Raw genomic sequence first — 12,082 nt, 5'->3', positions numbered from 1 at the left:
CAACGACGGAACGCCCCATGCACGCAGCACTGCGCGAGAATCTCTATCTCGTCAAGGAACACGTCGGCCTGTTCAAGGCCGCCAACAATTTCGACATCTTCGACCCGGCGAGCGGCCGCAAGGTGCTCGAATGCCGCGAACCGAACCTCGGTTTCTTCACCAAGCTGCTGCGCTTCACCGACTACAAGCGCATGACGCCATTCGACGTGCGCATCACGACGCCGGAAGGGCGCAAGGTGCTCACCGTGAAGCGCGGCGTGTCGCTGTTCCTGTCGAAGGTCGAGGTGCTCGACGAAACCGATCGCGTGATCGGCCTGTTCAAGCAGAAGTTCTTCTCGATCGGCGGCGCGTTCGACGTGTTCGATGCCCACGAGAAGCTGCTCTGCACGCTGGTCGGCAAGTGGACGAGTTGGGAGTTCAAGTTCAAGGCGGGCGAACGCGAGCTCGCGAGCGTGACGAAGAAGTGGTCCGGACTCGGCAAGGAGCTGTTCACGACCGCCGACACCTACATGCTGTCGATCGACCGAAGCGTCGCTGCCGACGACAAGGTACGCCAGTTGATCATGGCCGCCGTCATGTGCATCGACATGGTGCTCAAGGAGTAGGGCGCGCCCCGGCCCACCGCACTCGCGCGGCGAGCATCCGGCTACACGCGCAAGGTCGGTACGTTCGCAGGGCGGTACGCGCACGGCGCGTGCCGCCGCACCGCCCCGATCATCGCGCTCCCGCCCCGCGCGCGCCCAGCGCCGCGCAATACAACGCGAGCCACCCGTAGGGCGGTACGCGCACAGCGCGCGCCGCCGCACCGCCCCGATCAGCGCGCTCCCGCCCCACGCGCGCCCAGCGCCGCGCAATACAACGCGAGCAACCCGTAGGGCGGTACGCGCACAGCGCGTGCCGCCGCACCGCCCCGATCAGCGCGCTCCAGCCCCACGCGCGCCCAGCGCCGCGCAATACAACGCGAGCAACCACCAGAACAACAACCCCCACCACGCCGAATAGAACGCGAGGTGGGTATTGAGCGGGAAACACATCGAGACCAGCGCAAGCCCCGGTGCGAGCGCGCGCTCGCGCGCGGCCGCGTCGGCACCGCGCCATGCGCGCAATGCCGCGTACGCGCCCGCCAGCCAGAGCAGCAGGCCGATGATCCCCGTTTCGCTGAGGACTTCGAGCACGATCTGGTGCGCGTGCGAGGCGCCCGTGTCGCTCGCGGTGTCGACGAACTGGTCGCCCGCTGCGGCGTAATCGGGATAGGCGTAGCGGAAGCCGCGCACGCCGACGCCGGTGAGCGGATGCGCGGCGCTCATCGCGAGCGCGGTGCGCCAGATGCGCAGGCGCCCCGCGGACGCCTCGTCGACGGCCGCCTCGGTGCCCTGCAGCGCGCGCAGGCTGCGTTCGATGCGCGCGCCGAAGCGCGTGGAATCATGCAGCGCCACGGCGCCGACCGCGCCGAGGCCGAGCGCGAACACCCCGCACACGGCGAGGAAGCGGCTCGGGCGGCGCGTCTCGTGCCAGGCGAGCAGCACGCCGACCAGTGCGTACGACAGCCAGGCCGCGCGCGAACCCGCGAGCAGGATCGGCGGGGCGAGGAACATGTACGCCACGACGAGCCCGCGCATGCCCCACTGCGCACGCGCGGCGAGCAGTACGAACGGCGCGAGCGTGGCGAGCACGGGACCGAGCTTGAGGTTGCCGGCACCGAAGATGCCCGACACGCGCTCGCGCTCGGCCGCGCCGCCGAGGCTGTAGCCGGTCGCCATCTGCACCCAGGCGTCGAGCGCCCACAGCGCGACCACGCCCGCGGCCGCGGCGACGAGGGCAGGCCAGCGCCCCGCGTCGCGCAGCGCCCACATGGCGAACAACGCGAACGGCAGGAAACGCACCGTCGTCGCGACCGTCGACCAGGTCTTGCCCGGCGCAGTCGCGCCGGCGCCCGAGGCGAGCGCGGCGAGCCAGTACGCAGCGAACAACACGAGCGCGAGCCGCACGCCGGTATCGTCGATGCTCACGCGGCCACGCACGAGCAGCACGAGGCCGCCGATGGCGCCGAGCGCGAGCGGTACCTCGGCGCTGCGGCCAATCGGCAGCAGCACGAGCACGGCGAGCACGAGCAGGGCGGCCCAGGCGGGCGCTCGATCGGTGGCGTTCGGGTTCACGGCGGGTCCGATGCGGAACGCGTGCATCTTATCCGCGCCGCAGCGATTCAGGCGGCGCCGGTGATCTCACCATACAGCGCGAGCGTGGCCGCCTGCATGTCGGCGAGGCGGTAACGCTGCAGCGGCGCGATCGGCGGCGCCGCGCGCAGCAGTTCGGCAGCACGCTCGGTCAGGCGTTCGCGATCCAGCGGCGGCACGCGTCCGGCCGGGTACAGGTCGGCGAGCAGTTCGCCGACGCCGCCGTGGTCGTAACCGAGCACGGGCCGGCACAACGCGAGCGCCTCGATCACCGTGCGGCCGAAGGATTCCGGCTTGTTCGACAGCTGCAGCACGAGCGCGGAGGCGGCGAACACGTCGCGCGCGTCGTCGCGCTGCGCGCTGATCGCGAGCTGGTCGGCGACGCCGCGCTCGGCCGCGAGGCGCTCGAGTTCGGCCACGTACGCCTCGCGTCCTTCCTGGCGCGCGCCCAGCAGCAGCAGGCGCGTCGGGATGCCGCGCGCCTTGAGGTCGGACACGAGCTCGATCGCGTCGGCATGGCCCTTGAGGCGCGTGCCACGCCCCGGCAGGGTCAGCAACGGCGCGCCGGCGAGCTGCGGGAACTCGGCGAAGAACCACTCGCGCCACGAATTGTCCGCGAGGTAGCCGAACGGGTAATCGGCCGGATCGACCCCGCGCGGGATCACCACGAGCTTGTTCGGGTCGGTGCGCGGGTAGTTGCGCAGGAGGTAGTCGCGCACCGTGTTCGACACGCAGATGACGCGCTCGCCGCGGGTCATCACCGCGCTGTAGATGCCCGGACTGTTCAATCCGTGCGCGGTTGTGACGAAATGCGGCCGCGGCTTCAGGCCGCGCACGGCGAGCCAGCCGACCCACGCCGGCATGCGCGAACGCGCATGGACGACGTCGGCATGGACCTCGCGCAGCAGCGCGTGCAGCCTCGGCACCTGCGCCAGCGCGCGCAGCGACTTCGCCCCGATCGGCAGCGTCACGTGCTCGCTGCCCTCGCGCACGGCGCGCTCGACCATGCGACCGCCGGCCGACACGATGATCGAGCGGTGGCCGGCTTCCACCAGCGCGCGCGCGATCTCCAGCGCCGAACGCTCGGCACCGCCAGCCTCGAAAGCAGGCAGCAGCTGTACGATGGTCAGGCGGCGCTCGGCCATGCGGCTCCGTATCGACTCTTAGGCTTCGAGGTCGTATTCGGCGCCGCAGTACGGGCACTTCGCGTGCCCGCCCTGCTCGGCGATCGGCAGATACACCTTCGGATGCGAGTTCCACAGCGACATGCCGGGCATCGGGCAGCTCAAAGGCAGGTCGGTGCCGGACACCCGGTAGCGGTTCTCGGCATTGGCGGGAATCGTCCTTTCCGCCGCGGGATTGGGTCGCGACATGCTCTACTCCATGGACAGAGCTTTGCAGTTTACCAGCACAAGACATGCCAACCAGTATGTGAAACGCTTCACGGCACCGCCGTGACCCGCGCGCCGGCACGTCCACCGGCCGCGTAGCCTAGAATGCCGCGGCTTCGTTCGATACCCCCATCGACCAGCAACCGGGAGGGACTACGTGGACATCAACAAAATGATTGCGCGCGTGAAGGCGATCCTGCTCACGCCGAAGACCGAATGGCCGGTCATCGCGGCCGAGCCGGCGACGGTGCCGGACCTGTACAAGAACTGGATCGCGATCCTCGCCGCGATCCCGCCGGTCGCGGGCTTCATCAAGGGCAGCATCATCGGCACGAGCTTCCTCGGCGTGACCTATCGCGCCGGCATGGGTGCCGGCATCACCGGCGCGATCGTCGGCTATGCGCTGGCCCTCGCGATGGCCTACGTGATGGCGCTGATCATCGACGCGCTCGCACCGAGCTTCGGTGGCGAGAAGAACCCGGTGCAGGCGCTCAAGACCGTCGCCTATGCGTGGACGGCGAGTTGGGTCGCCGGCGCGGCGCAGATCGTCCCGATCATCGGCTGGCTGGTCGCTCTCGCGGGCGCCATCTACGGCATCTACCTGCTCTACCTCGGCCTGCCGCATACGATGAAGGCGCCGCAAGACAAGGCGGCCGGCTATACGGCCGTCAGCGTCATCATCGCGATCGTGCTGGGCTGGATCTGCGGTCTCGTCGTTGCGGGCATCATCGGCACCGGCGCGATGATGGGTGCGGGCGCGGGCGGCGTGCGCCTCGGCGATGCCGGCGGCAACGTCACGATCGACGCCGACAGCGCGCTCGGCAAGCTCGCCGCCGCCGGCCAGAAGATGGAAGCGGCGAGCAAGCGGCTCGAAGCCGCGCAGAAATCGGGCGACGCCGACGCGCAGGCGAAGGCAATGGGCGCGGTGATGGGTGCCGCGCTCGGCGGCGGTGACCAGGTGGAGGCGCTGTCGCCCGACCTGCTCAAGCCGTTCGTGCCCGCCACGCTCGCCGGCCTCGCGCGCACCGACTTCTCGGCCGAGAAGAACGGTGCGCTCGGCATGCAGGTGTCGGAAGCGCACGCGACCTATTCGGATGATGCTTCGGGGCGCTCGCTGCGCCTCGAAGTCACCGACATGGGATCGGCCAAGGGCCTGATGGCAATGGCCGGCTGGGCCGCGCTGCAGCAGGAGCGCGAGACCGAACACGGCTACGAGAAGACCTACAAGGTCGACGGCCGCCTCGTGCACGAGGAGTGGAACAACCAGGACAAGCACGGCGAGTACGGCATCGTGCTCGGCGACCGCTTCTCGGTGAAGCTCAGCGGCGAGGCGGAGAGCATGGACCAGCTCAAGGCCGCGATGGCGAGCGTCAACCTCGCCGGCCTCGAAGCGCTCAAGGCGCAGGGCGTAAAGGAAGGCTGACCCGCCGCTCCTTCACCGGAGCGTTCCAAGATGCGTAGGCGCGGCTCCAGCCGCGATGCTCTCCGCCTCGGTGGGCAAAGGCCGTCCAGCAGCGCACGAGCGGCTTCTTGTGGGAGCGGCGGCACCGCGACGCTTTTGCGTTGGGTCCTCAGCCCCAACAAAAAGCATCGCGACTTCCGCCACTCCCGCGGAAGCAGCCTCGGCGGACGCGATCAGCCCTTCGGCTTGAGGCTCTCCGCGTAGGCCTTCGCCTCGATCGCCTCGGTGGTGATGCGCAGCGTGATGTCGTCGCTCACCGCGGGGACGTACTTGGTGATGCCGAAATCGGAGCGCTTGATGGTCGCGCTCGCGTCGAACCCGGCCGCCTGCGCCTTGCGCATCGGATGTTCGCCGGCCTTGTTGACCGTCACGTCGAGCACGACCGGCTTCGTCACGCCGTGCAGGGTGAGGTCGCCAGTGACCTTGAGGTGGCCCTCGGCGGTGCCCTTCTCGACCTTGGTGCTCTTGAACGTCGCTTCCGGATACTTCGCGGAATCGAAGAAGTCGGGCGACTGCAGGTGCTCGTCAAGCTTGGCGACGTTGGTGTTGACGCTCGCGAGCGGGATCTTCACGCTGACGCTGCCCTTGGTCGGATCGGCCGCATCGAAATCGAGCGTACCCTCGACCGATCCGAACTGCGCGGTCGGGTTCGAGAAGCCGAAGTGGTTCCAGCTGAACACGATCTGGGTGTGCCCCGGATCGAGCGTGTACGTCGCGGCGAATACGGGGGAAGCGGCGAGCGCGAGCGCGCTGGCGAGGGCGATGCGGCGGAACATGGATGGACTCCTTGTGCGCGGGAAAACGATGGGAACCGGCGATGGCGGAATCGGCCATGAACGCGAGGCCGCCACCGTCCGGCACGGAAAGACCAGGATGACCCACCAAAGAATGTGGCATGGCCCGTCCATCGACAAGGCTCGCGGCGTCGATACAGCGTTTCCACAGGCGAACGATCGCAGGCGTTCGCACGGGCGTCCGCGGTCGGCTAGGCTCGGGCGATGAACGCGGCGACGACGACCTGCTGGGCGATCAGCGACGGCGCCGCCGGTAACGCGCGCCAGGCGCTCGCGCTCGGGCGTGCACTCGGCGTCGCGGCGGAGCCGGTCGAGGTCGTGTTGCGCGAACCATGGAACACCTTCGCACCGCGCCTCGCCCTCGGCGCGATGCACGCGGCGCGGCGCCGTGATGGCCGGCCGCTGCGACCGCCCTGGCCTGATCTCGCGATCGGTTGCGGCAGGCGTGCGGCGCTCGTCACGCGCGCGTTGCGTGACTGGAGCCATGGACGCACCTACACCGTGCAGATCCTCGATCCGCGCATCGCGACGGACGCGTTCGACCTCGTGATCGCCCCGCAGCACGATCGAGTGAAAGGGGAAAACGTGATCGGCAGCATCGGCGCGCTCAATCCGGTCGATCCCGCCTGACTCGCCGAGGGGCGCACGCGCTTCGCCGATATCGCCGCGTTGTCCTCACCACGCACCGCGGTGCTCGTCGGCGGCTCGAACCGCGCGCAGGTGCTCGATGCGGCGTATTTCGACGGCCTCGTCGAACGGCTCGCCGACATGCACGAGGTCGACGGCGGCAGTTTCCTCGTCAGCGTATCGCGGCGCACGCCCTCAGCGACCGCGGCGCGCCTGCGTGCTCGCTTCGCGGCGATGCCGGGTCGCTTCTGGAGCGGCGAAGGCGACAATCCGTACGCGGGATTCCTCGCCCATGCCGATCGCATCGTCGTCACGCCGGATTCGGTCAACATGCTGTCGGAAGCCTGCGCGACCGGGAAGCCCGTCTACACCTGGCCCGCGCGGCCGATCCGCGGCAAGCTCGCCGCATTCCACGACGAACTCGTCGCGAGCGGCCACTTGCGCCGCCTCGGCGATATCGATTCGCGGCCGCAACCGCCGCCACTCGCCGAAACCGCTGCGATCGCCGAGCTCGTGCGCGCACGCTGGCACGCCGCCCGCCCCACCGCCCCGCCGTAGGGCCGGACACGGCGACGCGACCGCCATGAATGCGAAGCGCTTCACCGCGAGTCCCACCGCATGCGCGGACGGCGCGGCGGCGTGCGGTGAGACTCGCCGCTGCGCGGCTGCGCCCCGCCCTACAGGGGCGGGCGGATGCGCAATTCGGGGCGTGGCCGCGGGCCGTCGTGCGGGCCGTGGTCGAACGGCGGGTAGCCGAGTTCCTCGCGCATCGCGGCATAGCGATCGGCAAGCGCGAGCAGTTCGCGATATGCATGCAACGCCGCGTCGCGCTGCCGCTCGGAAGCGAAATCGTAGCTCGGCGGATCCGCGTGCATCGGCTGCAGCGCGGCGTCGCCGTCCGCGGTGAGCGCTTCGGCCTCGCGCAGTGCCGCGAAGGCTTCGCCGAGCACGCGCATCGCGACGCGGTAGCGCACCCAGCGATGGTTGCGCCAGCCGGTCACGCTGCCCTCCGGTGGGTCGCGACGTGCATAGTGCGCGAGCAGCAGGTCGCCCGCACTCGCGCCACGCGCCGCGATGCGATGGATCAGCGCGGGCGCCATGCGCAGGTTGAGCCCGCCCTCGCTCGCGCGCAGGCGCACGGCGACGACGCGATCGCGGTAGCCCGGGATTGCCAGCTGCATGCTGTCGGTCCACCCCTGCATCGTCGAGACGATCGCCCCGAGGAAGCCGCGCAGGCCCGCACGCTCGACCGCCACCGTGCGCGTCGTCGCGCCGCTGCCGTTGTGGTCGGGCATCCAGACGAAGTCGCCCGGATCCTGCGGCTGCCCGGGCAGGTATTCGGCATCGACGAGATTGATGCCGAACGTCGGCCGCGACGGTACCAGCGCATCGAAGTAGTGGATCGGGAAGTTGCTGCAGATGCCACCGTCGGAGAACCACACGCGCTCGGCCGTGCCGATCCAGCGACCGGGTCGCGCGGGGTCCGGCCCCATGCGCGTGCGCCAGAGCGGCACCGCGGTCAGCAGGAGCGGGAATGCGAGGCTCATGCGCACCGGCACGATGACCGGCAGGTCCTCCATCGCCGGCAGGCGGTAGCGTCCGCGCAATTCGCCGTGCTCGATGCGCTCGGGCGAGTTCGCGACGAGGACGTCGACGACGCTACCCGGAAACAGCGCGCGCATCTCGTCGGCGTCGAAGCAGAACGCCTCGCTGTCGAGCGGAAAGCTGTACGGCCGGCCATGGCTGAGCGCGGTCGTCATGAGGCGCAGGTCGATAGCGCGTTCGTGCGCGTACAGGCGCGCCGAAGCGGCGACATAGTCGGGCGCGGGGGCGTGGCCGCGCCAGACATCGCCGAAGCGCAAGGGCTGTTCGGGCGGGAGTCCGGCGAGCGATTGCAGCGTCGCGTGCAGCCACGGCGTCAGCGCGTCCGCGTCGCCGAGGCCGGAGCACAGGCCGTAGCCATTCGCGGGAATCGCGCGCAGCGCGTGGACGACGATGCACGCGGCGAGCGCGAGCGTGAATGCGAGCAGCCCGAGCGCGAACGCGGCCGCGAACGCGAGCCACGGCAACACACCGCCGGCCGCAGGATCGATGCGCAGGGCGAGCGGCGCGAGCACGAGCGCTGCAGCGAAGAATGAACCGAGCGCGGCGAACGGGAAGTTGCGCACCGCGGCGCAGAACCAGCGCACGAGCGCGAGCGACCAGCGCGGCTGCTCGGGCATGAGCCCGGCGACAAGCAGGCGGTACAGGCGCGCGGTCTTCGCCTGCGGACGAAACAGGCGGAACAGCCGCGTCGCACCGTGCTCGGTGCCGTCGTCGGTCTGTGCGAGGAGATCGGGCAGCACTTCGAGCCGCTCGAAGCCGCCACGATCGCGGCCATATTCGGCGGCGGCCGCCGCGGCGGCCGCGATCGCGCCGGCCGACGCACCGCCGACGCTGCGCAGGCGATAGTGCGCGGCGAGCCGCGCGATCGCGCGCGGATAGACGATGCCGCTCGCGATGCCGCCCTTCATCACGAGATCGCATTCGGGACGTTCGCTCATCGTGCAGTTCCTTGCAGCAGGCTCACCCGGGCATTTTTACACTTCCGGCCAGGAAGCATCGCGCCTGAAGGTCGCTCACACGCATGCGAGCAGCGCTTCCATCGTGGGAGGACCTGTCCACCGCAGGGCGGCTCGCGGCCGAAGGCCGGAGCCGCCCCCATGCGGAACGGTGAAGGCGGACCCGCCGCTGCGCGGCTGATCGGCCCTCGCTCCCGCACCTCACGAAAACCCGAAACCCGCCGCCCGACACGCCTCGGCCACCGCCGACGCATCGCGCTCGACACCCGCGTCGCGCGCGACCACGCGCGGACGCGCATCGAGCGTGCACCGGATTGCGCGCGCGAGCAGGCCGGCATGCGCGTGCGCGAGCGTGGCCGCAGCGGCGTCGCCGAGGATGCGCGCACTTCGCAGCGCATCGATGAGCGCCGCGTTGGCGCCGTTCACGAGCAGCGCCGGATGGCGGGTCGCATGCTGCAGCACGAGGCCCTGCAGCAGGAACTCGAGGTCGACGAGGCCGCCGCCGCCCTGCTTGAGATCGAATTCCATCGCGCTCGACCGGTCGCGTTCGGCACGCCAGCGCGCGCGCATCGAGACCACCTCTTCGCGCAGCTTCGCCGCATCGCGCGGCTGCGCGAGCAGGTCGACGCGCAGCTCGGCGTAGCGACGCGCGAGCACGGCGTCGCCGGCGACGGCACGCGCACGCACGAGTGCCTGCAGTTCCCAGGTCCAGGCGCGCTCGCGCTGGTACGCGGCGTAGCCGTCGAGGCTCTGCACGAGCATGCCCTTGCTGCCGTCCGGGCGCAGGCGCACGTCGACTTCGTAAAGCCGGCCGGCGCGCGTCAGCGTACCGAGCAGGTGCACGACGCGCTGCGCGAGGCGCGCGTAATAGCGCGCGCCATCGAGTGGTTTGACGCCGTCCGATTCGCGCTGCGCGCGCGCGCCGTCGTAGAGGAAGACGAGGTCGAGGTCGGAGCCGAAGCCGAGCTCGCGTCCGCCGAAGCTGCCGTAGGCGACGACGATGAGGCCGCTCCCCTCGCCGCCGCTCCCACCGTCGATGCGGCCATGCGCCGCGGCCATGTCGCGCTCGGCGATGTGCAGCACCGCGCCGACGACGGCCTCGGCGACGTCGGCGAGCGCGGATGCCGCGCTGCGCGCATCTAGACGGCCGCCGAGGAAGGCGAGGCCGATGCGGAACAACGCGGACTGGCGCTGTTCCTGGATCGCCTCGATCTCGGCTTCGGGATCGGCTTCGGCGATCATGCCGAGGCGCCGCGCGAGTTCGTCGCGGATCGCGGTCGCATCCGGCGTGTCGCCATCCACGCGGTCGTCGAACAGGTCGTCGAGCAGCAGCGGATGGGCGATCACGCGCTCGGCGAGGAACGCGCTCGCCGCGAACACCGCGCTGAGCCGGCGCAACGCGGCCGGCTGCTCCTCGAGCAGTGCGAGATAAACGGAACGACGCAGGGTCGCCTGCACCAGGCGCAGCAGGCGCGCGAGGCAACGCGCGGGATGCTCCTGCGCGCAGGCGGCGGCGAACACCGCCGGCATGACGGCGTCGAGGCGCTCGCGCGCGCGCGCCGACATCGTGCGCAGCGCGGCGCCGCCGAGCAACGCCTCGAGCTCGGTCACGACCTCGTCCGGGGGCTCGAAGCCCGAGGCCGCGACCGCGCCGGCGTCCACGCCGTCGGCGAGCAGCGCGCGCCAGAACTCGGGCCAGCGCGCCTGCGCCTGCTGCGCATCGTTGCGCGCGTCGACCGCCATCAGCGCGGCGAACTCCTCGGCGACCGCGGCCCGGTGCACGCGCAGTTCCGCATCGAGCGCATCCCAGCCGGACCGGCCGAGCGCGAGCGCGAGGCGTTCGCGCAGCTCGCGGTCGGCGGGAATCTCGTGCGTCTGCTCGTCGGCGAACATCTGCACGCGGTTTTCGAGCCGGCGCAGGAAGCGGTACGCGTCGCGCAGGCGCTGCGCCCGCGCCGACGGGATGAAGCCGAGTTGCTCGCAGGCGGCGAGCGCGGGCAGCAGCCCGCGCGCGCGCAGGGTCGGCTCGCGCCCGCCGCGGATCAACTGCACGAGCTGCACGATGAACTCGATCTCGCGGATACCGCCGGGGCCGAGCTTGAGATGGTCGGCGAGGTCCTTGCGCGCGACCTCGGCGTCGATCAGCGCCTTCATTTCGCGCAGGCCCGCGAATGCGCTGTAGTCGAGATAGCGGCGGAACACGAATGGACGCAAGGTGTCGAGCAGGCGCGCGCCACCGACGCGATCGCCGGCGACCGGGCGCGCCTTGATCCAGGCGTAACGCTCCCCGTCGCGACCTTCGCGCTGGAAGTACTGTTCCATCGCATTGAACGACAGTGCGAGCCGGCCGGCCGTGCCGAACGGCCGCAGGCGCAGGTCGACGCGGTAGACGTAGCCGTCGACGCTGTGGTCGGCGAGCAGGCCGACCAGCGCCTGGCCGATGCGCGTGTAGTAGGCGGTCGCGTCGAGCGGACGCGCGCCATCGCTGTCGCCGTGCCCGGCGAATGCGAACACGAGGTCGATGTCGGACGAGAAATTGAGTTCGCCGCCGCCGAGCTTGCCGAGGCCGAGCACGACCATGCGTTGCGGCTGGCCGCGCGCGTCGCGGATCACGCCGTGGCGCTCGCCGACCTGGCGTTCGGCACCGCGCAACGCGGCCTCGAGGCAGCTCTCGGCGAGCACCGACGCGCCGGCGAGCGTCGTCTCGATCGCGTCCGCGCCGGTGACATCGCGCCAGATCAGGCGCAGCGCCTCGCGCAGGCGGAATCGCCGCAGGAGGCGGCGCAGTTCGCCCGTGTCGTGCACCTCGTTGAACACGCCCGCGCGCGCGTCGGCGTGGCGCGGGTCGCTCATCAGCTGCAGGAAGTCGGGACCGAGCAGTTGCGGGTCGCGCAGGAGGTTCTGGTAGGCGAAGTCGCTCGCCAGCAGCACGCTCGACAGGTGGTCGTCGACGCCGGCGTCGGCGTGGAACGGCACGCTCGCCACGCGGCACCCCACCTCCAGGCGGGACAGGCGTTGGTTGAGGAAGGCCGCGGTCGGGCGCGGCCACCGGGGGGGTTCGAGCAAGCCCGCA

At 70.8% G+C, this 12,082-nt stretch carries 8 protein-coding genes and 1 pseudogene; 3 read left to right on the top strand and 6 right to left on the bottom strand.

Translation table 11 applies throughout. From position 1 onward, the window contains the following. Positions 1–17: 17 nt before the first annotated feature. On the top strand, positions 18–605 hold the full coding sequence (locus ACTHK2_RS05370; RefSeq protein WP_440244669.1) for a phospholipid scramblase-related protein: 588 nt from the start codon (positions 18–20) through the stop codon (positions 603–605). A gap of 309 nt (positions 606–914) precedes the next feature. On the opposite strand, the gene ACTHK2_RS05365 is transcribed toward ACTHK2_RS05370, so the two are convergent. From ACTHK2_RS05365 to ACTHK2_RS05355, 3 genes are read right to left on the bottom strand one after another with little or no spacing between them, the layout of a single operon-like run. Further along, the gene (locus ACTHK2_RS05365; protein WP_440244668.1) at positions 915–2,156 is read right to left on the bottom strand and encodes an O-antigen ligase family protein; all 1,242 of its coding nucleotides are present in this window, start codon (positions 2,154–2,156) and stop codon (positions 915–917) included. A 47-nt stretch (positions 2,157–2,203) separates the two neighbouring features. Beyond that, the gene (locus ACTHK2_RS05360; protein WP_440244667.1) at positions 2,204–3,319 is read right to left on the bottom strand and encodes a glycosyltransferase; all 1,116 of its coding nucleotides are present in this window, start codon (positions 3,317–3,319) and stop codon (positions 2,204–2,206) included. 18 nt (positions 3,320–3,337) lie between these two features. After that, the gene (locus ACTHK2_RS05355; RefSeq protein WP_440244666.1) at positions 3,338–3,547 is read right to left on the bottom strand and encodes a zinc-finger domain-containing protein; all 210 of its coding nucleotides are present in this window, start codon (positions 3,545–3,547) and stop codon (positions 3,338–3,340) included. Positions 3,548–3,722: 175 nt separating this feature from the next. Here ACTHK2_RS05355 and ACTHK2_RS05350 point away from each other — a divergent pair, with 175 nt between their 5' ends. Next, positions 3,723–4,988 carry a Yip1 family protein gene (locus ACTHK2_RS05350; protein WP_440244665.1) on the top strand — a complete coding sequence of 422 codons (1,266 nt, stop codon included), beginning with the start codon at positions 3,723–3,725 and terminating at the stop codon, positions 4,986–4,988. A 212-nt stretch (positions 4,989–5,200) separates the two neighbouring features. Here ACTHK2_RS05350 and ACTHK2_RS05345 read toward each other — a convergent pair whose 3' ends face one another. Beyond that, complete coding sequence (locus ACTHK2_RS05345; protein ID WP_440244664.1) at positions 5,201–5,803, bottom strand: YceI family protein; 603 nt, start codon at positions 5,801–5,803, stop codon at positions 5,201–5,203. A 222-nt stretch (positions 5,804–6,025) separates the two neighbouring features. On the opposite strand from ACTHK2_RS05345, the pseudogene ACTHK2_RS05340 reads away from it, so the two are divergent. Beyond that, a pseudogene (locus ACTHK2_RS05340) lies at positions 6,026–7,006 on the top strand (mitochondrial fission ELM1 family protein). Positions 7,007–7,125: 119 nt separating this feature from the next. Here the strand turns inward: ACTHK2_RS05340 and ACTHK2_RS05335 are convergent. Together ACTHK2_RS05335 and glnE are read right to left on the bottom strand one after the other, a co-directional pair. Then, positions 7,126–8,991 (bottom strand): patatin-like phospholipase family protein, encoded by a 1,866-nt coding sequence (locus ACTHK2_RS05335; protein WP_440244663.1) that lies wholly within the window; start codon positions 8,989–8,991, stop codon positions 7,126–7,128. Between the two features lie 219 nt (positions 8,992–9,210). Further along, positions 9,211–12,075 (bottom strand): bifunctional [glutamate--ammonia ligase]-adenylyl-L-tyrosine phosphorylase/[glutamate--ammonia-ligase] adenylyltransferase, encoded by a 2,865-nt coding sequence (gene glnE, locus ACTHK2_RS05330; RefSeq protein WP_440244703.1) that lies wholly within the window; start codon positions 12,073–12,075, stop codon positions 9,211–9,213. Positions 12,076–12,082 lie beyond the last annotated feature (7 nt).

Origin of the sequence: Dokdonella sp., assembly GCF_051958935.1 — a bacterium.
Classification (GTDB): Bacteria; Pseudomonadota; Gammaproteobacteria; order Xanthomonadales; family Rhodanobacteraceae; genus Dokdonella_A.
Note: the sequence above shows the minus strand (reverse complement) of the source record. Positions and strands in the feature narration are given on the sequence as shown.